Source organism: Streptomyces inhibens (genome assembly GCF_022221585.1).
GTDB lineage: Bacteria > Actinomycetota > Actinomycetes > Streptomycetales > Streptomycetaceae > Streptomyces > Streptomyces inhibens.
In genome coordinates this window covers 6,940,070-6,962,420 of sequence record NZ_CP084681.1, presented here as the reverse complement: position 1 = coordinate 6,962,420, position 22,351 = coordinate 6,940,070, and the positions used below count along the sequence as shown (strand labels likewise).

The 22,351-nt window shown below is 70.6% G+C and carries 25 protein-coding genes; 5 read left to right on the top strand and 20 right to left on the bottom strand.

The genetic code is table 11. The annotated features are described in order from the left end of the window. Nucleotides 1-51: 51 nt before the first annotated feature. Nucleotides 52-642, bottom strand: coding sequence for a flavodoxin family protein (locus KI385_RS31600; RefSeq protein ID WP_238577938.1), 591 nt, complete (start codon nt 640-642; stop codon nt 52-54). A gap of 155 nt (nt 643-797) precedes the next feature. Between KI385_RS31600 and KI385_RS31595 the strand changes: the two genes are divergently transcribed. Further along, nucleotides 798-1,223: a winged helix-turn-helix transcriptional regulator gene (locus KI385_RS31595; RefSeq protein ID WP_238575498.1), complete on the top strand. Its 426-nt coding sequence runs from the start codon at nt 798-800 to the stop codon at nt 1,221-1,223. A 28-nt stretch (nt 1,224-1,251) separates the two neighbouring features. On the opposite strand, the gene mutM is transcribed toward KI385_RS31595, so the two are convergent. The 9 genes from mutM to KI385_RS31550 all read right to left on the bottom strand — a co-directional run bounded on the left by mutM (nt 1,252) and on the right by KI385_RS31550 (nt 11,538). Next, complete coding sequence (gene mutM, locus KI385_RS31590; protein ID WP_238575497.1) at nt 1,252-2,178, bottom strand: bifunctional DNA-formamidopyrimidine glycosylase/DNA-(apurinic or apyrimidinic site) lyase; 927 nt, start codon at nt 2,176-2,178, stop codon at nt 1,252-1,254. A gap of 78 nt (nt 2,179-2,256) precedes the next feature. Next, entirely contained in the window at nt 2,257-3,111 is an 855-nt protein-coding gene (gene rnc, locus KI385_RS31585; RefSeq protein WP_238575496.1) for a ribonuclease III, read from the bottom strand. A gap of 19 nt (nt 3,112-3,130) precedes the next feature. Then, nucleotides 3,131-3,304, bottom strand: a complete 174-nt coding sequence (gene rpmF / locus KI385_RS31580; protein ID WP_030087884.1) for a 50S ribosomal protein L32 — start codon at nt 3,302-3,304, stop codon at nt 3,131-3,133. Between the two features lie 2 nt (nt 3,305-3,306). Continuing rightward, a complete protein-coding gene (locus tag KI385_RS31575; RefSeq protein ID WP_238577937.1) occupies nt 3,307-3,939 on the bottom strand; it encodes a YceD family protein in 633 nt (210 codons plus the stop codon). Nucleotides 3,940-4,102: 163 nt separating this feature from the next. After that, on the bottom strand, nt 4,103-5,230 hold the full coding sequence (locus KI385_RS31570) for a F0F1 ATP synthase subunit B (protein ID WP_238575495.1): 1,128 nt from the start codon (nt 5,228-5,230) through the stop codon (nt 4,103-4,105). 128 nt (nt 5,231-5,358) lie between these two features. Then, entirely contained in the window at nt 5,359-5,841 is a 483-nt protein-coding gene (gene coaD, locus KI385_RS31565; RefSeq protein WP_280524995.1) for a pantetheine-phosphate adenylyltransferase, read from the bottom strand. Between the two features lie 26 nt (nt 5,842-5,867). After that, a complete protein-coding gene (gene rsmD, locus KI385_RS31560) occupies nt 5,868-6,467 on the bottom strand; it encodes a 16S rRNA (guanine(966)-N(2))-methyltransferase RsmD (RefSeq protein WP_238575494.1) in 600 nt (199 codons plus the stop codon). A 176-nt stretch (nt 6,468-6,643) separates the two neighbouring features. Beyond that, nucleotides 6,644-9,730 (bottom strand): helicase-related protein, encoded by a 3,087-nt coding sequence (locus KI385_RS31555; protein WP_238575493.1) that lies wholly within the window; start codon nt 9,728-9,730, stop codon nt 6,644-6,646. A 134-nt stretch (nt 9,731-9,864) separates the two neighbouring features. Further along, entirely contained in the window at nt 9,865-11,538 is a 1,674-nt protein-coding gene (locus KI385_RS31550) for a DAK2 domain-containing protein (RefSeq protein WP_238575492.1), read from the bottom strand. Between the two features lie 231 nt (nt 11,539-11,769). Here KI385_RS31550 and rpmB point away from each other — a divergent pair, with 231 nt between their 5' ends. Continuing rightward, nucleotides 11,770-11,955 (top strand): 50S ribosomal protein L28, encoded by a 186-nt coding sequence (gene rpmB / locus KI385_RS31545; protein ID WP_006602870.1) that lies wholly within the window; start codon nt 11,770-11,772, stop codon nt 11,953-11,955. A 182-nt stretch (nt 11,956-12,137) separates the two neighbouring features. On the opposite strand, the gene thiD is transcribed toward rpmB, so the two are convergent. Then, nucleotides 12,138-12,953, bottom strand: coding sequence for a bifunctional hydroxymethylpyrimidine kinase/phosphomethylpyrimidine kinase (thiD, locus tag KI385_RS31540; protein ID WP_238575491.1), 816 nt, complete (start codon nt 12,951-12,953; stop codon nt 12,138-12,140). A gap of 10 nt (nt 12,954-12,963) precedes the next feature. Then, on the bottom strand, nt 12,964-13,932 hold the full coding sequence (locus tag KI385_RS31535) for a thiamine-phosphate kinase (protein WP_238575490.1): 969 nt from the start codon (nt 13,930-13,932) through the stop codon (nt 12,964-12,966). Nucleotides 13,933-14,090: 158 nt separating this feature from the next. Here KI385_RS31535 and KI385_RS31530 point away from each other — a divergent pair, with 158 nt between their 5' ends. Together KI385_RS31530 and KI385_RS31525 are read left to right on the top strand one after the other, a co-directional pair. Then, nucleotides 14,091-14,324, top strand: a complete 234-nt coding sequence (locus KI385_RS31530; protein ID WP_238575489.1) for an Lrp/AsnC ligand binding domain-containing protein — start codon at nt 14,091-14,093, stop codon at nt 14,322-14,324. A gap of 8 nt (nt 14,325-14,332) precedes the next feature. Further along, entirely contained in the window at nt 14,333-14,824 is a 492-nt protein-coding gene (locus KI385_RS31525) for a DUF3515 domain-containing protein (RefSeq protein WP_128504553.1), read from the top strand. A gap of 15 nt (nt 14,825-14,839) precedes the next feature. On the opposite strand, the gene KI385_RS31520 is transcribed toward KI385_RS31525, so the two are convergent. The 3 genes from KI385_RS31520 to KI385_RS31510 all read right to left on the bottom strand — a co-directional run bounded on the left by KI385_RS31520 (nt 14,840) and on the right by KI385_RS31510 (nt 17,966). Further along, nucleotides 14,840-15,976, bottom strand: coding sequence for a D-alanine--D-alanine ligase family protein (locus KI385_RS31520; protein WP_238575488.1), 1,137 nt, complete (start codon nt 15,974-15,976; stop codon nt 14,840-14,842). Nucleotides 15,977-16,101: 125 nt separating this feature from the next. Beyond that, a complete protein-coding gene (locus KI385_RS31515; RefSeq protein WP_281066926.1) occupies nt 16,102-17,103 on the bottom strand; it encodes an NAD(P)H-dependent glycerol-3-phosphate dehydrogenase in 1,002 nt (333 codons plus the stop codon). Continuing rightward, nucleotides 17,100-17,966 carry a lysophospholipid acyltransferase family protein gene (locus KI385_RS31510; RefSeq protein ID WP_238575487.1) on the bottom strand — a complete coding sequence of 289 codons (867 nt, stop codon included), beginning with the start codon at nt 17,964-17,966 and terminating at the stop codon, nt 17,100-17,102. The genes KI385_RS31515 and KI385_RS31510 overlap by 4 nt, the downstream gene beginning before the upstream one ends. Before the next feature lie 141 nt (nt 17,967-18,107). Here KI385_RS31510 and cofC point away from each other — a divergent pair, with 141 nt between their 5' ends. Continuing rightward, a complete protein-coding gene (cofC, locus tag KI385_RS31505) occupies nt 18,108-18,833 on the top strand; it encodes a 2-phospho-L-lactate guanylyltransferase (RefSeq protein ID WP_238575486.1) in 726 nt (241 codons plus the stop codon). Here the strand turns inward: cofC and KI385_RS31500 are convergent. From KI385_RS31500 to leuC, 5 genes are all read right to left on the bottom strand, one after another. Next, nucleotides 18,814-19,017 (bottom strand): hypothetical protein, encoded by a 204-nt coding sequence (locus tag KI385_RS31500; RefSeq protein WP_238575485.1) that lies wholly within the window; start codon nt 19,015-19,017, stop codon nt 18,814-18,816. The genes cofC and KI385_RS31500 overlap by 20 nt on opposite strands. Nucleotides 19,018-19,114: 97 nt before the next feature. Next, nucleotides 19,115-19,771 carry an HU family DNA-binding protein gene (locus tag KI385_RS31495; RefSeq protein ID WP_238575484.1) on the bottom strand — a complete coding sequence of 219 codons (657 nt, stop codon included), beginning with the start codon at nt 19,769-19,771 and terminating at the stop codon, nt 19,115-19,117. Between the two features lie 125 nt (nt 19,772-19,896). Then, nucleotides 19,897-20,142, bottom strand: a complete 246-nt coding sequence (locus tag KI385_RS31490) for an SCO5555 family protein (RefSeq protein ID WP_128504539.1) — start codon at nt 20,140-20,142, stop codon at nt 19,897-19,899. A 134-nt stretch (nt 20,143-20,276) separates the two neighbouring features. After that, nucleotides 20,277-20,885 (bottom strand): 3-isopropylmalate dehydratase small subunit, encoded by a 609-nt coding sequence (gene leuD, locus KI385_RS31485; protein ID WP_238575483.1) that lies wholly within the window; start codon nt 20,883-20,885, stop codon nt 20,277-20,279. Between the two features lie 3 nt (nt 20,886-20,888). Beyond that, on the bottom strand, nt 20,889-22,319 hold the full coding sequence (gene leuC / locus KI385_RS31480) for a 3-isopropylmalate dehydratase large subunit (RefSeq protein ID WP_238575482.1): 1,431 nt from the start codon (nt 22,317-22,319) through the stop codon (nt 20,889-20,891). Nucleotides 22,320-22,351: the final 32 nt, after the last annotated feature.

Here is a 22,351-nt window from a genome sequence, read left to right as displayed (position 1 = left end):
CGGGCGTCTGCGTACCGGGGCCCTGGGGGGGAACGGACCGTGGTGCGCCGGTCAGGCGGCGAGGGCGGCCCGTCCCGCGGTGAAGACGCGGGCCTGCTCGACGATCCGCCGGCCGAGGTGCTCGGCGGTGGCGATATCCGCCTTGTGGACCGCCTCGGCGCCCTGGTCGTTGTCGGACTGGGCGGCGGCCCCCAGGAAGAAGCCCAGCCGGTTCAGGTCGTTCTCGGAGGCGGTGGAGGAGTTCCAGCCGGGGAGCAGGTTGAGGCTGACCCAGCTCATGCCGTGCTGGGCGGCGAGCACCGTGAAGAACTGCAGCGTGTGCAGCTTGTCCCCGCTCTTGGAGGCGGAGTTGGTGAAGCCGGCCGCGAGCTTGTCCTGCCAGGCGCGGGTCGCCCAGCGCTTGGCGGTCGCCTCGGCGAAGGTGTGGAAGGCGCCGGAGGCGGTGCCCATGTAGGTCGGCGAGCCGAAGACGATCGCGTCGGAAGCGTCGAGCTGCTCCCACTGGGCTTCGGTGATCTCGTCGACCTTGATCAGGTGGACGGTGGCGCCCGCCTCGGTGGCGGCGGCCCGGACGGCCTCGGCCAGTACGGCGGTGTGGCCGAAGCCGGAGTGGTACGCGATGGAGACGACGGGGGCGGGCAGGGCAGCGGTGGTCACGGCGGATTTTCTCCTTGAGGTCACGGCATCCCGGGGCGGTCGGTGCCCGGGAACGGTGGGCTGCGATGAGAGAAAGAGAAACACTAACTATTAGAAAGCGCAACCCAACAGTTAGCGCTGCGCAGGAGTATGGTGTCGCCATGGCGACCGAATCCCGTGCCGAGACGACCGAGGAGCCCGGCTCCGGCTGTACGGACGATCTGGCCTTCGACGTTTTTGCGCGCGACTGCCCGTCCCGTGACGCGCTCAAGCACGTCACCGACCGATGGGGCAGCCTGACGCTGGGCGCGCTGCTCGACGGGACCTTCCGCTTCAACGAACTGCGGCGCCGGGTCGAAGGGGTGAGCGAGAAAATGCTGGCCCAGACCCTGCACGCACTGGAGCGGGACGGACTCGTGCACCGCGAGGCACAGCAGACCAACCCGCCTCGGGTGGATTACGCGCTGACGCCGCTGGGGGACCAGGTCGCCCGTCAACTACGGACGCTGATCGCCCTGGTGGAGGACCGGATGCCGCAGGTGCTCCAGGCACGGGAGCGCTACGACGCCCGGCACACCGCGCGATGAGCCGCTCGGCCGCGCCGGGGCGCCCCGCTCAGGGGCGCGGCGGCCGCTGGCAGCGGGGGCAGAAGTAGCTGGAGCGGTTCATCCAGGGGCGGCGGCGGATGGGGGTGCCGCAACGGCGGCAGGGTTCGTCCTCGCGGCCGTAGGCGTCCAGGGACCGCTCGAAGTACCCGGACTCACCGTTGACGTTGACGTAGAGGCTGTCGAAGCTGGTGCCGCCGACGGCGAGCGCGGCGTTCATCACGTCCCGTACGTGACCGAGCAGCTCGGCGGTGCGCGGGCGGGTGAAGGTGGCGGTCGGCCGCTCGTAGTGGAGCCTGGCGCGCCACAGCGCCTCGTCGGCGTAGATGTTGCCGACGCCGCTGATCAGCGTCTGATCGAGCAGCGCCCGCTTGATGGTGGTCCGGCGGCGGCGCAGCGCGTCGTGGAAGGCGGCGTCGTCGAAGGCCGGATCGAGCGGATCGCGAGCGATGTGGGCGATGACGTCGGGGAGATGGTCGACGTCGCCGGGGACGGTGTCGTGCAGCGAGAGGCCGCCGAAGGTGCGCTGGTCGACGAAGCGGAGTTCGGTGCCGAGCGCGTCGGCGAAGCGGACCCGTATCCGCAGATGCTTCTCGTCGGGGGCGTCCTGCGGCTGGACCAGCAGCTGGCCGCTCATGCCGAGGTGGGCGAGGATCGCCAGACCGTGGGTGACGGACGGCGTGATCATCGGGCCGATGCCCTCCGCGGCGGTCTGCGCGGCCGGGCCGCCGCCGGTCACCGGGAGCCAGAGGTACTTGCCGCGTCGGCACGCCACACCGATCCGCAGGCCCTTGAGCCGGGCCGCGAAGTCGGCCGCGCCGGCCGTGTGCCGGCGGATCGCGCGCGGATGCCGCACCTCGACGGCGTCGATCGTGCGGCCGCTGACCCAGCGCTCCAGTCCGCGGCGTACGACCTCGACCTCGGGCAGCTCGGGCACGGCAGGGCTCCTTGAGAAAGACTTCTGACCCCGTCCGGAGCGGCGCGGGGCCGCCCGGAAGGGGTCAGAAACGGTGATTCAGTGTGCCGACGACGGGCTGTCGCCCGAGGCCGGAGCCGAGTCGTCAGCAGCCGGCGCCGCACTGTCGCCGGAAGCCGCCGCCTTGGCCGCTTCGTCCGCCGCGGCGCGAATCGCACGCCACGCGGCCTCCGCCGCCTGCTGCTCGGCTTCCTTCTTGCTGCGGCCGGTGCCGGTGCCGTACGAGACACCACCGACGCGGGCGGCAGCAGTAAAGGTCTTCTCGTGGTCCGGGCCGGTCTCCGTGACCAGGTACTCCGGGACGCCGAGACCTTCGGTCGCGGTGAGTTCCTGGAGGCTGGTCTTCCAGTCCAGGCCCGCGCCCAGGCTGGAGGACTTTTCGATGAGCGGGTCGAAGAGCCGGTGCACCAGCTCGCCGGCCGCGTCGAGGCCCTGGTCGAGATAGACCGCGCCGATCACCGCTTCAAGGGTGTCGGCGAGGATGGACGCCTTGTCCCGGCCGCCCGTGCCTTCTTCGCCCCGTCCGAGGCGGATGAAGGCGCCGAGGTCGAGCCCGCGGCCCACCTCGGCGAGTGCACGCGAGTTGACCACCGCGGCCCGCAGTTTGGCCAGCTGGCCTTCCGGCAGGTCGGGGTGGATGCGGTACAGCGTGTCGGTGACCACCAGGCCGAGCACCGAATCCCCGAGGAATTCGAGCCGTTCGTTGGTGGGCAGACCGCCGTTCTCGTATGCGTACGAGCGGTGCGTCAGCGCACGCACCAGAAGGGCGGACTCGAGCTTGTACCCGAGCCGCCCTTCCAGAAGCGTGTGGGACGAGGCTGTGTCTGCCGTTGTCGGTTCACCGCCGCGCGGTTCACCTCCGCGGTTGCGGAGAGACGAATTGGCATCTGACATGGAGCCTGTCACCAGCCGCTCAGACCTCGAGGACCTGGCGCTTGTTGTAGGTGCCGCAGCTCGGGCACGCGATGTGCTGCAGCTTCGGCTCGTGGCAGCTTGCGCATGCCACCAGGGTGGGGACCGCAGCCTTCCACTGCGACCGGCGGTGGCGCGTGTTGCTGCGCGACATCTTCCGCTTCGGAACAGCCACGGCTACTTCTCCTGCTTCTCGTCGACGCCCGCTTCGGCGCCGCCCATGTTGTCCTTCTCGCCGTCCTGGGTGGTCTCGGCGAGTCCCTGCAGTGCCGCCCAACGGATGTCGACGGCGTCGTGGTGGTGGTCCGGGTCGTCCGCCAGCCGCACTCCGCAGTCGGAGCACAGGCCCGGGCAGTCGTCCTGGCACACCGGCTGCATCGGCAGTGCAAGCACCACCGCGTCACGCAGCACGGGCTCGAGGTCGAACATGTCGTCCTCGAGGAAGAGGGTGTCCTCCTCGTCCTCGGCGTCGTCGCCGGCGTCCGTCTTAGGGACCCGGGCATCGGCGTCGGGGTAGGAGAACATCTCCTGGAAGTCCGCGTCGAGCTCTCGCTCCAGCGGCTCCAGACACCTTACGCACTCCCCCGTGACGGTTGCACGGCCGGTGCCTGTGACAAGCACCCCGTCCATGACCGATTCCAGGCGGAGCTTGAGCTCGATCGATGCGCCCTCGGGAACTCCGATGACCTCGTTGCCGAGGTCCCGGGGGGCCTCGACGGAGCGGGAGACCCTCTTGAGCGCACCGGGACGCCGGCCCAGCTCGCGTGTGTCGAACACGAGAGGGGAGCGGTGGTCGAGGCGGGCGTTGATGGCTTCCTGCTTTCTACGGGGTTTTCGCGCCGCCCGAATCCCAGCTGTGAAATTCGGGCAGCAGAGATCGCAGACATACGCGCGACCGAAGAGCCAGGATACTGGACGGGCCCCGATAGGCCCAATCCGCTCCCGGGCGGCCACCGGTCCGTGGCCGGGTCGCCTACTGGCGCCCCTCTTCGTACTGCCGCAGCTGATCCAGGTTGATCATGCTGGTGTCGAACAGGCTGGTCTCGTCGAGCGCACCGGGCTGCGCGGCATGGTCGTGCGGGGCGTGCTGGGGCTGCTGGGGCACCTGCTGCTGGTACCCGGTGTTCGGGTCGTAGCCCTGCTGCTGGGCCTGCTGCTGCCAGTCGTAGCCGTACGGATCCTGATGCTGGGCGTACGCCACCTGCTGCGGCTGCTGATAGCCGTAGACGTCCTGCTGCTGGTAGGCCGCCGGGTCGTAGTACTCCTGCTGCTGGACCTGGGGCTGAAGTGGCTGCTGGAGCTCCTGGGGCTTGGGCTGCACCTGGGGCATCGGGGGCGCCGGGGGCGCCTGGGGTGTCTGCAGGTCCTGGTCGGCGCTGATGCCCGCCAGCCCGGCGAGATACTCGGCGTCGGCCTGCGGCTGCCCGGACTGCAGATCGCCCTGTGCCGCCAGGTGGGCACCGAGCTCGTCGATCGCCCGGGCGCCCTGCAGCTTGTCGCGGCCCCGGCCGACCGCCTCCAGCGTCTTGGTCAACACGGCCTGGAACGCCCCGAACTTGGCGTCCACGTACGCGTCGGCGCGCTGCCTGAGGGTCTCCGGGTCGGCACTGCGCTCGGGGGCCTCGGTGTCCTCGTAACCCTGTTCGTCGAGCCCGGGTCCGCGGCCGAGCAGCTTCTCGCGGCCGCGGTCGACGGATCCGATGGTCTTGGTGAGGACGACCTCGAAGTTGGCGAGCTTGCTGTCGACGTAGTCGTCGGCCTCGGCGCGGATCTCCTCCGCCTCCCGGCGGGCCTCCGCGAGGATCCGGTCCGCCTCGTCCTGCGACTGCCGGGCGACCTCGGTGTCGGAGACCAGCGAACCGCGCTGGGCGTGCGCGGACTCGATGATCCGCTCCGCCTCGGCCCGCGCCTCCTCGACCACCAGCTCCCGCCCGCCGAGCAGCTCCTGCGCCTGCGCGAGGGAGCCGGGCAGCGCCGCGCGCACCTCCTCCAGCATGGCGAGCAGCTCGGCGCGGTTGATCACGCACGATGCCGACATGGGCATGGACCGGGCGCTGCCGACGGTCGCGACGATGTCGTCGAGCTTCTTCTGCACGTCCACCTTGGACTCGCCACTCTCTGAGGGGTTGGAACGACGGAACGGGACGACTGTACGTCCACGGGCCCTTTGCCCGACACCAACTGACGCCCCGTCAGTCAGGCATCGCGCTCAGTGCGCCACGGACGGGGTCAGCCCTTCTTGCGCAGGCGCTCGGTGAGGGCTTCGAGGACGAACGGCGGGACCAGGTGGGAGACGTCGCCGCCCCAGGCGGCGACCTCCTTCACGAGGCTGGAGGACAGGAAGCTGTAGGTGGGGTTGGTGGGGACGAAGAGGGTCTCCACGCCGGACAGGCCGTTGTTCATCTGGGCCATCTGCAGCTCGTAGTCGAAGTCGCTGACGGCCCGCAGACCCTTGACGATCGCGGGGATGTCGCGCTGCTTGCAGAAGTCGACGAGCAGGCCGTGGAAGGACTCGACCTCGACATTTCCGTACTCGGCGGTGGCCCTGCGGATCAGGTCGATCCGCTCCTCGACCGTGAACAGCCCCTGCTTGGACTGGTTGATCATCACGGCGACATGGACGACGTCGTACAGCTTGGAGGCACGGGCGATGATGTCCAGGTGCCCGTTGGTGATGGGGTCGAACGACCCCGGACAGACGGCGCGGCGCAACTCGGGTTCCTCGCTCTCCGATCCGGTCATGACACGCTTGTTGACGTCGATTCGGCGGACGTCGAAGCGGCGCGACCGTACCAAAGCGTCCCCTCGCCGTAGCGACGGGCCTTGATCGCTTCAAATCCGTCCGGCCATGGGAACGTGCCGCCTCTGGTGCTGCGCTCCACGGTGACGAGTGCCTCGTCCGCAAGCCACCCCTGACCACGGAGTGTGAGCAGGATCTCGCACAATTCCTCGTCGGTGACCACGTAGGGCGGGTCGAGGAAGACGACGTCGTAGGGCTCGCCCGGGGCAGGTACGGCGGCGGTCTGCTCGGCCTTGCCGGCCCGGACCTCGACGCCCGGGAGGCCGACCGCGCGGACGTTGTCCCGGATGGTGCGCACGGCGCGGGCATCGGCCTCCACCAGCAGGACATGGGCGGCCCCGCGGGAGAGCGCCTCCAGGCCGACCGCGCCGGAACCGCCGTACAGATCGAGGACCCGGGCGCCGGCCAGCGGTCCGTCGAGCGACTCCCAGGTGGAGAACATGCCCTCGCGCGCCCGGTCGGAGGTCGGGCGGGTGCCGTTTCCCGGCGGTACGGCCAGGCGGCGGCCGCCGGCCGCACCGGCGATCACGCGGGTCATGGGCCCGTCCTTACGTTGCGCGTGGTGGTGTGCTGTGGGGTGGGAGCCGGGCGGGCTCCGCCCCTCCACGATATTCCGTCAGGAGGCCGCGGGCGCCCGGCCGGGGCGCCCCGAAGGCACCCGGGCCCGTGATCGATCTCACGCGGCGGCGGGCGGCTCCGGTCCGTAGGCACCCCTCAGCCCTTGTCCAGATACTGCTCCCGTTCCTCGTCCAGCAGGGCGGACAGGGCGATCCGCAGCTCCGGACAGCCGGTCAGCTCGGGGTCGGCGGTGACCAGCTCGGTGGCCTCCTCGCGGGCGGCCGCGATGATCTCCTCGTCGTCGATGACCGTGAGCATCCGCAGCGAGGAGCGGACGCCGGACTGCGCCTGCCCGAGGACATCGCCCTCGCGCCGCTGTTCCAGGTCGATACGGGAGAGCTCGAAGCCGTCGAGGGTGCCGGCCACGGCGGCGAGCCGGGCACGGGCCGGGCTGGCCTCGGGCATCTCGCTGACCAGCAGGCACAGGCCGGGCGCCGAGCCACGGCCGACCCGGCCGCGCAGCTGGTGCAGCTGGGAGACGCCGAAGCGGTCCGCGTCCATGATCACCATGGCGGTGGCGTTCGGGACGTTCACCCCCACCTCGATGACCGTCGTCGCGACCAGCACATCCAGTTCGCCGGCGGCGAAGGACCGCATCACCGCGTCCTTGTCGTCCGGCGCCATCCGGCCGTGCAGCACCGCCACCCGCAGGCCGTCGAGCGGCCCCTTGGAGAGCTGGTCGGCGATGTCGAGCACCGCGAGCGGCGGCCGCTTCTCCACCACGTCCTCCGGTGAACTCGCCTTGGCCGCCGCGCCCTTGGAGCCCGCCGCGCCCTTCTTCGGCCCCTTGGGCGTCTCCTCCTCGTCGTCGCCGATCCGGGGGCACACCACATAGCCCTGATGCCCGGCCGCCACTTCTTCGCGGACCCGCTCCCAGGCGCGCGCGAGGAAGTGCGGCTTGTCCTTGGCGGGCACCACATGGCTGGCGATCGGCGAGCGTCCGGCGGGGAGTTGGTCCAGGACGGAGGTCTCCAGATCACCGAACACGGTCATGGCGACCGTGCGCGGAATGGGGGTTGCCGTCATCACCAGGAGGTGCGGCGTCTGCTTTTCCCTCTGGGAGTGCCCCTTGCCGCGCAGCGCGTCCCGCTGCTCGACGCCGAAGCGGTGCTGTTCGTCGACGACGACCAGTCCCAGGTCGTGGAACTGCACCTTGTCCTCGATCAGGGCATGGGTGCCGACGACGATTCCGGCCTCGCCGGTGACCAGATCGAGCAGCGCCTGCCGGCGGGCCGCGGTGCCCATGGACCCGGTCAGCAGCACCACCTTGGTGCCCTGTTCGGCCCCGCCCAGCAAGCCGCCCTCGGCCAGCTCCCCCATCATCTCGGTGATCGAGCGGTGGTGCTGCTGGGCCAGGACCTCGGTCGGCGCCAGCATGGCGGCCTGGCCGCCGCTGTCGACCACGCCGAGCATGGCGCGCAGCGCGACCATGGTGTTGTGCGTGACGGTGAAGTGGTCGGTCACATAGGCGTGAGCGGGGTGCGCGACGCTGATGCACTGGACGGGCTTGCGGCCGACGTACTCGATGGCGTCGATGGTGCGCCGGAAGCCGTCGTCGCCCGCGGACGCCCGCACGGCGCCCCCGTCCGCCGCCTCGCGGAAGGACGGGTACGCCTCGGGAAGCGCCACGGACACGTCGTACGCGCCGTCCCCTACGGGCCGAAGCCGGACGCGGCCGCCCAGGGAGCGCACGAGCCAGGCGAGATCGTCGGCGAGGGGGGCGGGCGCCGCACGGAACGCCGCGCCGGGCCCTGAGGGCTCACCCCCGGCGTCCATCAGCCCCTGCAGCACGGCCAGCCGGTCCTTGAGCGGTGCGTTCCGGTAGGCGTCCGGCACCCGGCGCGCGCACAGCGCCCGGCCCGTCGCCCCGTCGAGGTCCTCGCCGGCGCCCGGAGCCCGGCCGTCGCCCAGCATCCGCCCCACCCGATACGGATCGAGCACCCGCTCCGCACCGCCGTCGAGGTCCACGGGGGTGGCCGGCGCGATGGACCACCGGGCCCGGCCGTCGCCGTCAAGGAGCGCGGCCCGCAGCTCGCGCGTCGTCAGCACCCGCTCCCCCGCGCCGCCGGCCCCGACGATCCACAGATGCTCGTCATCGCACTCGACGGCGCTCCCGTCGGACAGCACGAGCCGCCACACCTCCCGCTCCCCCTGCGGGAAGACGCCGTCCACCACGGCGATCTCGCCGCTCGGCACCACCACCTCGGTGCCGACGGCCATCTCCCCCATGGGACGGAAGCCGCGGGGTGTCAGCACCAGCGCATCCAGCGGCTGCGCCTTGCCGGAGCCGACCTCGCCCTGGAGGAGACGGTGCATGGGGTGCTCGGTCGCCAGGTCGTCGAAGATCTCCCGGCTGACCTTCTGCTGGCCGTCGGTGAGCGTGAAGGGCAGCTTGGCGTCGAAGGCGTCGAGGATTCCGCCCTCGACCAACGTCCTCGGTACGGCGGGGAGTTGGGTGTCGGCGAGGCGGCGCCTGGCGAGCGCGACCTGCATGACGAACGCCTCGTCCCACTTCAGCCGGGCCCGCGCATCGGCGATATCGGCCTTGCTGCCCGGCCGGTGGATCTTGAGCAGCGCCTCGGTCAGCGGGACCAGCGCCCGGCCCTCGCGCAGCGCCTCCGGCAGCGGATCGACGGCGTCCTGTGCGCTGGGCAGCACCGCGTCGACCGCCTTGGCGAGCTTCCAGGACGCCATCTGCTGGCAGGCCGGGTAGATCGGCATGAGCTGATTGGCGAAGGCGCTGACCGCGTCGGCCCCGCTGTCGGCGTCACGGTCGAGGAGTTCGTATTCGGGGTGGGCGAGCTGCAGTTTGCGGTTGAAGAGCGACACCTTGCCGGCGAACATCGCGCGGCGCCCCGGGAGCAGGTCTTTGTGCGGCTTGTGGATGCCCTTGCCGAAAAAGACCAGCTGGAGCCGGCCGCTGCCGTCGGTGAGCGTCACTTCCAGACGCTGTCCCCGGCCACTGTTGAATTTCAGCACCCGGGAATCCGCGACCTGCGCGACGACCGTGACATGTTCGTCGAGCGGGAGATCGGCGAGACGGGTCAGCTCGCCGCGCTCGGCATAGCGCCGCGGATAGTGATGCAACAGGTCGCCGACCGTATGCAGGTCGAGATGCTCGGCCAACACCTTCGCGGTGGTGCCGCCGAGGGTTTTCTTCAGGGGTTCGTCGAGCGCTGCCACGCGTCTATTGCACACCACGCCTCTGACAATCGCGGTGTGCCCGGCGGCCCGGCGCTCTCACCGCACGCTCGTTCCGGGCCCATTCCGTGCCCGTCCCGGCTCATTCCCGGCGTGCTGTCCGGCCCGCTCCGCGCTCATTCCACGCCGATGAGCAGCGGTGCCGCGTACTGGCCGCCGTCGTAGACGACGGTGTCCACGGCGAGATGCCGCTCGCGCACATGCCGCTCCAGCCGCTCGGCGAGGGAGTCGGGCGCCTTCGCGCCCAGGACCAGGGTCACCATTTCCCCGCCCGCGGACAGCATCCGGTCGAGCACGGTCATCGCGGTGCCGGTGAGGTCGGAGCCGATCACCGCGACATCGCCGTCGATCAGGCCGAGGACGTCCCCGGCCTGGCAGACGCCGGCCATCGTCCACGACTGCCGCTCGGCGACCGCCAGCTCGGCGTAGCGGGTGGCGCCGGCGGCCGAGGTCATCGCGACCACGTCCTCGTCGAAGCTGCGGCCCGGCTCGTGCACGGCCAGCGCCGCGAGGCCCTGGACGGCGGAGCGGGTGGGGATCAGCGCGACGCGTACGCCTTCGGTGCGGGCCTGTTCCGCGGCGGCCGCCGCGGTGTGCCGCAGTTCGGGGTCGTTGGGCAGCAGCATCACCTCGCGGGCGTGCGCCTGCCGGATCGCCTGCACCAGTTCGCCGCTGGCCGGCGGCTCCCCGGGGCGTACGGAGACGGCGGTCGCGCCGGCCTCCGCGCACAGTCCGGCGAGCCCGTCTCCCGGCACCACCGCGACCACGGCCCGCGCCGCCATCGCCGGCTCCTTGGCGCGGGTGGCGCCGCCGAAGTGCGTGATACGGATCCGGTACGGACGGCCCGCCTCGATGCCGGCCTCCACCGCCGCGCCCGCGTCGTCGACATGGACATGGACGTTCCACAGGCCGTCGCCGCCGACCACCACCAGGGAGTCGCCGAGCCCGTCGAGCCGGGTCCGCAGCCGCGCCACGGCCGCGTCACCGGCCTCCAGCAGGTAGATCACCTCGAAGGCGGGCCCTTCGCCGTCCGGGTCGCAGCCGTCCGCCGCCACCCGGCCCGCGACCTCGCAGCCGGCCGCTTCGGGGAGCGGGGCATCGGCCCGTACGGCGACCGGCGTCACCGAGACCTCACCGGACAGCGCGTCGGCGAGCGCGCCCAGCAGCGCGACGAGCCCGCAGCCGCCGGCGTCCACCACGCCCGCCCGGCCGAGGACCGCGAGCTGCCCGGGGGTCGCCTGTAGGGCGGTACGGGCGCCGTCGTGGGCGGCGCGGGCGACCTCGGCGGCGTCGCCGGTCTCGTGCCCGGCGCGCTCGGCGGCGTCGGCGGCGGCGGTGGCCACCGTCAGGACGGTGCCCTCCACGGGGTGGGCGACGGCTTCGTAGGCGGAGGCGGCGGCCCGGCGCAGCGACCGCCGCAGCGCGTCGGCCGCGCCGGCCGTGGCGCCGTCGGCGGCTCCGTCGGCCGTCACCAGGACCTCGGTCATACCGCGCAGCAGCTGCGCCACGATGGTGCCGGAGTTGCCGCGGGCTCCTATGAGGGCGCCGTGCGCCATGGCGCCGATGGCGTCGGCAAGACGGAGCGAGGTGCCGGCCGAGGCGTGCCCGTCGAAGGCGGCCTCGACCGCGCGGGCGGCCGATTCGACCGTCAGATACAGGTTGGTGCCGGTGTCTCCGTCGGCCACGGGATAGACGTTGATCGCATCGATCCGCTCGCGTTCCCGGCCGAGCGCCTCCAGCGCCAGTCCGCACCAGGAGCGGACCGCGGTGGCGTCGAACGGGTACGGCACGTCGTCCTCCTGGGTCGCGGGATGCACCGCACAGTAGCCGCGCTGCGGCGGGGAGGCCGGAGCGGGGGCCCGGGGCTGCGTGGTAGTTTCGTTCTACGGGAGCGGTCGTTGTATGCTGCTCCGGTTGCCCGATGAAGATCGGGCCATTCCTCTCCTGACGGTGCCGGTCGGGTAATGCACTCGGCTCGTCAGGATTCACCGTAAGTGCATCTGAAGTCTTTGGAGTGACCCGTGGCTGCCAACTGCGACGTCTGCGGCAAGGGGCCGGGCTTCGGCAAGAGTGTCTCGCACTCGCATCGCCGTACCAACCGTCGTTGGAACCCCAACATCCAGACGGTGCGTGCAGTGATCGGGCGCACGCCGAAGAAGCTGAACGCCTGCACCTCGTGCATCAAGGCCGGCAAGGTCTCGCGCTGACGACTTAGCCGTAGCGCAGCCCCAACCGGTTGCTTGTGAAGCCGGTCCACCTCTCAGGTGGGCCGGCTTTCGCCTTTTCCTGAGAAATCAGGCCTGAGAAATCAGGCCTGAGAACTCCGGCCTGAGAACTCCGTCCGGGCGCTGCCGATGCCATACCCGGCCTGTCGCCGCTCGGAACGCGGTCAGTGCTCGCCGCGCAAGCGCCAGCCGTGGTCCACGGGGCCGATGCCACCACCCAGCCGGAAGCCGGCCGCGATCGCGCCGGTGACATAGTCCTTCGCCACCGTGGCGGCCCGCGGGACGGTGTCCCCCTTGGCGAGCTGCGCGGCGATCGCGCTGGCGAGGGTGCAGCCGGTGCCGTGGGTGTGCCGGTTGTCGTGGCGCGGGGCGCGCAGCCAGTGTTCCTCGGTGCCGTCGGTCAGCAGATCGACGGCCTGCTCACCGTCCCCGTGCCCGGCCGTCAGATGGCCGCCCTTGATCAGCGCCCAGCGGGGCCCGAAGTCCAGGATCGCGGCGGCCGCCCGTCGCATATCGGCCTCCTCCTCGACGCGTACGCCGGTCAGCTGGGCGACCTCGTCCAGGTTGGGGGTGGCGACCGTGGCCGTCGGCAGGAGTTTGGTGCGGACCGCGTCCAGGGCGCCGGCGGCGAGCAGCGCATCGCCGTGCTTGGAAACCCCCACGGGGTCGATGACGACCGGGACCCGCAGATCGGCGAGCAGCTCCGCGACGGTCTCGACGAGCACCGCCGAGGAGAGCATCCCGGTCTTCACGGCCTGGACGCCGATATCGTCGACGACGCTGCGGAACTGGGCGCGTACGGCCTCGGCGGGCAGTTCCCACGCGCCCTGCACACCCAGGGAGTTCTGGGCGGTGACGGCGGTGAGCACGCTCATGCCATGGGTGCCGAGCGCGAGCATCGTCTTCAGGTCGGCCTGAATACCCGCGCCGCCGCCGGAGTCGGACCCGGCGACGGTCAGGACGCGTGGAGGTATGTGCATACGGCCGAATCTACTCGGCGTCGCCGTTGTCCCCGAAGTGGTCCCAGCCGGCCTTCGCCCAGGGGGCGCCGTCCACCGTCACCTGCGGCAGCGCGGACGGATGGAGCACCTCTCCGATGACCTTCCAGCGGGCGGGCAGCTTCACATCCGGCGGGAAGGTGGCCACGATCGCATGGTCCTCGCCACCGTTGAGCACCCACTGCATCGGGTCCACGCCGACCGCGGTGCCGATGTCGGACATCTGCGAGGGGATGTCGATCGCGGCGGACCGCAGATCGATCCGGACCTTGCTGGCCTCGGCGATGTGCCCGAGGTCGGCGACGAGTCCGTCGCTGACGTCCGTCATGGCGGTGGCGCCGAGTCCGGCGGCCGCCGGGCCCGCGTGGTACGGCGGCTCGGGGCGGCGGTGGGCCTCCACGAAGGCGCGCGGCGAGCGGAAGCCGCGGGAGAGCACGGCGTGCCCGGCGGCGGACCAGCCGAGCCAGCCGGTCACCGCGACGACATCGCCGGGCTGGGCGCCGGCCCGGGTGACCGGCTCCTGGTTGCGCAGATCGCCGAGCGCGGTGATCGCGACGGTGATGGTGTCGCCCCGTACGACGTCGCCGCCGACGACCGCGGCGCCGGCCACCTGGCACTCGTCACGCAGCCCGTCCATCAGCTCGGTCGGCCAGGTGGCGGGGAGTTCGGCGGGAACGACCAGGCCGAGCAGGATCGCGGTGGGCACCGCGCCCATCGCCGCGATGTCGGCGAGGTTCTGTGCGGCGGCCTTGCGGCCGACGTCGTAGGCAGTGGACCAGTCGCGGCGGAAGTGCCGTCCCTCCAGGAGGATGTCGGTGCTGGCGACCACCCTCCGGTCCGGCGCGGTGACCACCGCGGCGTCGTCCCCCGGCCCGATGCGTACCGCCGGGGTGGAGGTGATCCGGGAGGTGAGCTCCCTGATCAGCCCGAACTCCCCCAGCTCGCCCACGGTGCCCTTCATGCTGTTGCCCTTCCCATGTGTACGGACGGTCCGTACGTGGCTGACGACTGTGCCGCACTTGCCGTGTTCACCGCGCGGGTCTCCCCGCTCCGCACGGTGACGCGGTACCGTGGCGTCCCTTCTTCCCACATGATCCTCGTAGCCGCCCTGGAGGTTCCGTGGTACAGGCCTACATCCTGATCCAGACCGAGGTCGGCAAGGCCTCGGCGGTAGCCGAAGTGATTTCGACGATCGAAGGTGTGCTGCAGGCCGAGGACGTGACGGGCCCCTATGACGTCATCGTGCGCGCGCAGGCCGACACCGTCGACGAGCTGGGCCGCATGGTGGTCGCGAAGGTCCAGCAAGTGGAGGGCATCACCCGCACCCTTACCTGCCCGGTCGTTCATCTCTAGCTCCCCGTATGCTCGGCCGGGTGATCAGTGCGCGACGCCGGTACCTGGCCCTGCCCTTGGTCGCCGTGCTGTTCGCCGCGGTGAGCTGTTCCTCTTCCGAAGACGTGGCCGTCCCCTCCCCCAAGGGCGAGGCCGCAAGGCACTGCCGGGCGCTCCACAAGGAATTGCCGCGGACGGTGAACGGGCTGGAGCGGCGTACCGCCGAGCCCGTCTCCGACTTCACTGCCATATGGGGCGATCCTGCCGTGAAACTGCGCTGCGGGGTGCCGAAGCCCGGCGTCCTGATGTACGGGAGTGAACATTACAACCCCAACCCCGACGCGGCGGAAGTCAACGGCGTCAGATGGCTCTTCGAGAAGCAGGACGACGGCTACCGCTTCACGACCGTGCTGCGCAAGGTCTATGTCGAGGTGACCGTGCCCGGGAAGTACGCCCCCGAGGTCGATGTGCTCATCGACCTCGCGGGCGCCGTGAAGAAGACCGTTCCCCAAGGGGTGTAGGGGCCGGCGGGAGGCTCAGCGCAGGCCCGTGGAGCGGTTCAGCGCCGCCTGGAGGAGCCGGTCGATCAGCTCCGGGTAGCTCACTCCGCTCTCCTGCCACATCCGCGGGTACATCGAGATGGGCGTGAATCCGGGGAGCGTGTTGATCTCGTTGATCACGAACTCGCCGTTGTCCTGGAGGAAGAAGTCCGCGCGCACCAGGCCCTCGCAGGACGCCGCCTCGAAGGCCGCGACGGCCAGCTCCTGGACCGCGGCGGTCTGCTCGGCGGTCAGCGGCGCCGGCACGATCCCGTCGGCCGAGTCGATGTACTTGGCCTCGAAGTCGTAGAAGTCGTGCGCGGTGACCGGCGGGATCTCGGCCGGCACGCTGGCCCGCGGGCCGTCCTCGAACTCCAGCACCCCGCACTCGATCTCGCGGCCGCTCAGCAGCGACTCCACAAGGATCTTGGGGTCGTGCGCCCGGGCCTCCTCGATCGCCTCGTCCAGGCCTCCGAGGTCGTTGACCTTGGTGATGCCCATGGACGAGCCGGCCCGGGCGGGCTTCACGAAGAGCGGCCAGCCGTGCTCCCCCGCGAAGTCCACGATCTTCTTACGGGCGGCGGCCGGGTCCTTTTCCCACTCCCGCGGGCGGATGACCTCGTACGGGCCGACCGGCAGCCCGAAGGAGGAAAACACCCGCTTCATGTAGTCCTTGTCCTGGCCGACGGCGGAGGCGAGCACGCCCGAGCCGACGTAGGGCACACCGGACAGCTCCAGCAGGCCCTGCAGGGTGCCGTCCTCGCCGTAGGGGCCGTGCAGGACGGGGAAGACGACATCGACCTCGCCGAGCGCCTTGGGCACCGAGCCGGGCTCGGTGTAGACGACCTCGCGGTTGGTCGGGTCGACGGGGAGCACCACGCCGCCCTCGGTGGACTCGGCGAGCGCGGCCACGCTGGGCAGCTGCCGGTCCGCGATGGCCATCCGCTCGGGGTCGTCGGCGGTCAGCGCCCAGCGGCCGTCGGTGGTGATGCCGATGGGCAGCACGTCGTACTTCTCGCGGTCGATGGCGCGCAGCACGGCTCCGGCGGTGAGTACGGAGATGGCGTGCTCGGAGCTGCGCCCGCCGAACACGACGGCGACGCGGGGCTTGTGGGAGGAGGTCTCGCTGCTCATATCGGCTTGAGGGTACCTGCTGGTAGTCGCGGAGTCAGTGCCCCGGCGGCCGTTGGTGGCATCGCGTCGCCGCGGCACCGGTGGCGCTGCGGCGGGGCGGGGGACGGACGGGGGGAAATCGGCGGTCAGTGCCGCTCGGACTTGGCGCTGCGCGACATCAGCTCCTTGAGGGCCACCATCGGCGGCTTGCCCTCGTGGACGATGTCCACGACCGTCTCGGTGAGCGGCATGTCGACGCCGTGCCTGCGGGCCAGATCCAGCACGGATTCGCAGGACTTGACGCCCTCGGCGGTCTGCTTGGTGACCGCGATGGTCTCCTCCAGCGTCATCCCGCGGCCGAGGTTGGTGCCGAAGGTGTTGTTGCGGGACAGCGGTGAGGAGCAGGTGGCGACGAGGTCGCCCATGCCGGCGAGGCCCGCGAAGGTGTGCGCGTCGGCGCCCATGGCGAGACCGAGCCGGGTGGTCTCGGCGAGGCCGCGGGTGATCAGGGACGCCTTGGCGTTGTCGCCCAGGCCCATGCCGGTGGCGATGCCGACGGCGAGCGCGATGACGTTCTTGACCGCGCCGCCGAGTTCGCAGCCCACCACGTCGGTGTTGGTGTACGGCCGGAAGTACGAGGTGTGGCAGGCGGCCTGCAGCCGCCGGGCGACCGACTCGTCGGCGCAGGCCACGACCGCGGCGGCGGGCTGCCTCGCTGCGACCTCCTTGGCGAGGTTGGGGCCGGTCAGCACCGCGACCCGCTCCGCCGGCGCCTTGGCGACCTCCTCGATGACCTCGCTCATGCGCTTGGCCGTGCCCAGTTCGACGCCCTTCATCAGGGAGACCAGGATCGTGTCGGCGGGCAGCAGGGGCGCCCATTCGGCGAGATTGCCGCGCAGCGTCTGGGAGGGGACGGCCAGGACGGTGAACTCCGCGCCCTGGGCCGCTTCCGCGGGGTCGGTGGTGGCCCGTACGGACGCGGGGAGCTCGACCCCCGGCAGATAGTCGGGGTTCGTACGGCCGTTGTTGATGGCGTCGACGAGGGCCGCGCGGCGCCCCCACAGGGTCACCTCGCATCCCGCGTCGGCGAGCACCATCGCGAAGGTGGTGCCCCAGGACCCCGTGCCGTAGACGGCGCAGCGCGTCACTTGCCTTCATCCTCCTGTGCCTGCTGGGTGCTTCGGGCCTGCTGCGGGGCGACGGCCGGTTCGGCGGCGACGGCCGGCTCGGCGGGGGTTTCGGCCGCTGCGTCGCCCTGGGTGGCCTTGGCGGCCTCGCGGGCGGCGCGGCGCTCCCGGGCGATCGCCTTGCGCCAGTCGTACGGTTCGGCCGGCACGGGCTCACCGCGGAGCTGGGCCAGCTGCTCGGTGATCGCGGCCATGATGGCGTCGGTCACGGCGCGCAGCACCTCGGCGGTCGGCTCCTGGTCGTAGTACGCGCTCAGGTCGACCGGCGGTCCCGCCTTCACCCGCAGCGTCTTGCGCGGGAGGAGGCGGAGCTTCTTCTCCTTGGCGTACGGCGGCATCGCGTCGTTGGCGCCCCACTGCGCGACCGGGATGACCGGCGCCTTCGTCAGCAGCGCGACCCGCGCGGCACCGGTCTTGCCCTGCATGGGCCACAGATCGGGGTCACGGGTGAGGGTGCCCTCGGGGTAGAAGGCGACGCATTCGCCCTTGTGGATGGCGCTGACGGCGGCGCGGAAGGCGGTGGCGGCGTCGGTGGTTTCCCGGTAGACGGGGATCTGTCCGGTACCGCGCATCATCAGGCCGACAAAGCCGCTCTTGAAGAGTCCGGCCTTGGCGAGGAATCGGGGGACCCGCCCGGTGTTGTACTGATAGTGCGCATAGGAGAGCGGATCAAGATACGAGTTGTGGTTGACCGCGGTGATAAATCCGCCGTCGGCCGGAATGTGCTCCATTCCCTGCCAGTCCCGCTTGAACAGAACCAAGAGCGGCGGTTTGCAGATGACCGCGGCCAAGCGGTACCAGAAGCCGATTCTGCGGCGGGACACTGGGACACCCTCCTTGTGGGGACCTGTGAAGCTGCTGCGGGCCGGCAGCCGCACAAGTGTCGCCCCAGGTACCCGCTATGTCGAGAACACCGTAACCCCGGCGCTCCGGGAGAGCGGCGGCAGCAGGTGAGAATGGCGCGGATGCGAAGAGACGGAGCGGATGTGGGCTGGAGCCTGGTGGTGCCGCTGAAACCGCTGGTGCGGGCCAAGAGCAGGCTCTCCCGGGCCGCCGGTGAGGAGTTTCGGCCCAAGTTGGCCCTCGCCTTCGCCCTGGACACCGTGACAGCGGCGCTGGCCTGCGCGGACGTGCGGGATGTGGCGGTTGTCACGGACGATCAACTGGCCGGGGAGCGTCTGGCGGCCCTGGGGGCGCTCATCCTGCCCGACACACCGGCCCGTGGGCTCAACGCGGCGCTGGCCCATGGCGCCGCGGCGATCCGGGCGCACCGCCCGGGTGCGGCCGTCGCCGCGCTGAACGCCGACCTTCCCGCACTGCGCCCGGCCGAGCTGGAACTGGTGCTCCATTCCGCTTCGCTATTTCCCCGTGCATTTCTCGCGGATGCGGCGGATATCGGGACAACACTTCTGACCGCGACTTCCGGAGTGGAATTGGAACCGGCATTCGGAGGTGCGTCACGGGCCCGTCACCTGGCATCCGGAGCGCAGGAGATCACCGCACCGGATGCGCCCTCGGTACGCCGGGACGTGGACACCGGCGAGGATCTGCTCGCCGCGCTGGCACTGGGCGTGGGCCCGCACACGGCGCTCCAGGCGCCGCATCTCGCGGGTGGGGCGGCAAGGGGCGCAAAGACTCGGGGCGGGCCGGAGCGGCAGCTGCCGCCGCAGGTCAGAGCGTCTGGAGCGTGATCAGGGCGATGTGCCGCTCGGCACCGTCGCCGGTGACCTCGATACGGACCCGCTGACCGGGCCGCAGCAGCAGCAGACCACCGGCGTCGAAGGCCGCCGCGTCGAAGGGCAGCGGGGTGCCGTCGTCCAGCAGCACACTGCCGGAGCGGGTCTCGGAGTCGTACGTATACGCGGTGGCCTGCATGGGAGAGAGCCTAGACGGCGGCCGGGGCCGGAAAGCACCGCGGGCCGGGCTCCCCGGAGGGAGACCGGCCCGACGCATGGCGTCGCCGCTGCTTGGTTCACCGCTTGCGGGCGGTGGTCTTCTTCGCGGTGGTCTTGCGGGCGGTGGCCTTCTTCGCGGGGGCCTTCTTCGCCGTCGCCTTCTTGGCGGGGGCGGTCTTCTTCGCCGTCGCCTTCGCCGGTGCCGCCTTCTTCGCGGCGGCCTTCTTGGCGGTGACCTTCTTGGCCGTGGTCGCCTTCTTCACGGCGGCCTTCTTGGCGGTGACCTTCTTCGCCGCTGCGGTCTTCTTCACCGCGGCCTTCTTCGCCGGTGCCGCCTTCTTCGCGGCGGCCTTCTTGGCGGTGGCCTTCTTGGCGGCGGCCTTCTTGATGGCAACACCACCGGTAAGGCTGCCCTTGGGAGCCTTCTTGACGGCGACCTCGCCGCCCTTGGGGAGCTTCTTCGAGCCGCTCACCAGGTCCTTGAAACCCTGACCGGCGCGGAAACGCGGAACCGAGGTCTTCTTGACCCGTACGCGCTCACCCGTCTGCGGGTTGCGGGCGTAGCGGGCGGGGCGGTCAACCTTCTCGAACGAGCCGAATCCGGTGACCGAAACACGGTCGCCGGAGACAGTTGCACGGACGATTGCATCCAGTACGGCGTCGACCGCCTCCGCGGCGTTCTGGCGGCCGCCGAGCTTGTCGGCAATGGCTTCTACGAGCTGCGCCTTGTTCACGTCTTCCCCTTCGGAGACATTGCTGGAACGAAAGTTTCCAAGCTTTTTCGCACGTTAGGCAGATATATACCGCAAATCAAACACGAAACGGGCTAATCACCCTTGTGCCGCAACGAACTCGACCTTCACGGACTTCCGTCGGCGTGCACATCTTCGGGATAACGACCTTCGTCGAGGTCTTCCATGAACCACTCCAGACGCCTTGCCGCGTCCGCAAGATCGTGTTTAGCCGCGGCCGTGATGACGAGCAGCTTCCGGGTCAGCGCCATCCGTACGCCCTCCGGGACTTGCAGTGTCCGCACTCTTGCGTGTGCGACCTTGAGCCGGTCGGCGACGAGACCGTAGAGCTTGAGTTGGTCGTCGCGTTCCATGCGCTAATTGTGCCATCTGCGGCGAGTTGTCGCTTCACGGGCCCTCAACAGCCGCCTTCACAAGCGGATGCGCCCCCTGCCAACTGCACAGGGGGCGCATAGTACGCAATAACTCTTTGAGCCAAAACCCGAGGTCAGACCTCGATGGTACGCGGCTTGAACGACGGGCGGTTCGCCTCGTACTCCACGATGGACGACTCCTCCCGAAGGGTGAGGCTGATGTCGTCCAGTCCCTCCAGCAGCCGCCAACGAGCGTTCTCGTCCAGCTCGAAGTCCGCCGTCAGCTTGGATTGTCCGGGGGCCTCCGCACGGACCTGCCGGTCGACCAGGTCGACGGTCACCTCGGCGGCCGGGTCCGCCTCCACCAGCTGCTGGAGCCGGTCGACGGTCTCCTGCGGCAGGACCACCGTCAGCAGCCCGTTCTTGAGGGAGTTGCCACGGAAGATGTCCGCGAAACGCGAGGAGATGACGGCCTTGAAGCCGTAGTTCTGCAGCGCCCAGACGGCGTGCTCACGCGAGGAGCCGGTGCCGAAGTCGGGGCCGGCGACCAGCACCGTGGCGCCCTTGTAGCGCTCCTGGTTGAGGACGAACTGCGAGTCCTTGCGCCAGGCCTCGAACAGCCCGTCCTCGAAGCCGTCGCGGGTGACCTTCTTCAGCCAGTGGGCCGGGATGATCTGGTCGGTGTCGACATTGCTGCGGCGCAGCGGGACGGCCCGGCCGGTGTGTGTGGTGAAAGCTTCCATGGTTCAGACTCCCGCGGGCGTGGCGACGTCGGCGTCGGACAGGTCGGCCGGTGAGGCCAGATGGCCGAGAACCGCTGTTGCGGCGGCGACCTGTGGCGAGACCAGGTGCGTACGACCGCCCTTGCCCTGCCGGCCCTCGAAGTTGCGGTTGGAGGTGGACGCGGAGCGCTCACCGGGCGCCAGCTGGTCGGGGTTCATGCCCAGACACATCGAGCAGCCCGCATGCCGCCATTCGGCGCCCGCCGCGGTGAAGACCTTGTCCAGACCCTCGGCGACGGCCTCCAGGGAGACCCGGACCGAGCCGGGAACGACCAGCATCCGTACGCCGTCGGCGACCTTGCGGCCCTCCAGGATCGAGGCGGCGGAGCGCAGGTCCTCGATGCGGCCGTTGGTGCACGAACCTACGAAGACGGTGTCCACGTTGATCTCGCGCAGCGGCTGACCCGCCGTCAACCCCATGTACTCCAGGGCCTTTTCCGCGGCCAGGCGCTCCGAGGCGTCCTCGTACGAAGCCGGGTCGGGGACGCTCGCCGAAAGCGGTGCTCCCTGGCCGGGGTTGGTGCCCCAGGTGACGAACGGCGCCAGGGAGGTGGCGTCGATGTGCACCTCGGCGTCGAAGACCGCGTCGTCGTCGGTGCGCAGCGTCTTCCAGTACGCGACCGCGGCGTCCCAGTCCTCGCCCTCGGGGGCGTGATCGCGGCCCTGCAGATAGTCGAACGTGGTCTTGTCGGGGGCGATCATGCCGGCCCGCGCGCCCGCCTCGATGGACATGTTGCAGATGGTCATCCGGGCTTCCATCGACAGTTTCTCGATGGCCGAGCCGCGGTATTCCAGGACATAGCCCTGGCCGCCGCCGGTGCCGATCCTGGCGATGATCGCCAGGATCAGGTCCTTGGCCGTCACGCCGTCGGGCAGCTCGCCGTCGACGGTGATCGCCATGGTCTTGAAGGGGGCCAGCGGCAGCGTCTGGGTGGCCAGGACGTGCTCGACCTGGCTGGTGCCGATACCGAACGCCAGCGCGCCGAAGGCTCCGTGGGTGGAGGTGTGGCTGTCACCGCAGACCACGGTGGTGCCGGGCTGGGTCAGTCCCAACTGCGGTCCCACGACGTGGACAACGCCCTGCTCGACATCGCCCAGCGGGTGCAGCCGGACGCCGAACTCCGCACAGTTCTTGCGCAGCGTCTCCAGCTGGGTGCGCGAGACCGGGTCGGCGATCGGCTTGTCGATGTCGAGGGTCGGGGTGTTGTGATCCTCGGTGGCGATGGTCAGGTCCGTACGGCGCACCTGGCGGCCGGCCTTGCGGAGGCCGTCGAACGCCTGCGGGCTGGTGACCTCGTGCAGCAGGTGGAGATCGATGAAGAGGAGGTCGGGCTCGCCTTCCGCGCGCCGGACGACATGGTCGTCCCAGACCTTCTCCGCGAGTGTCCGTCCCATCGCTTTCCCTCCGACCGGCCGCTTTGCCGGCC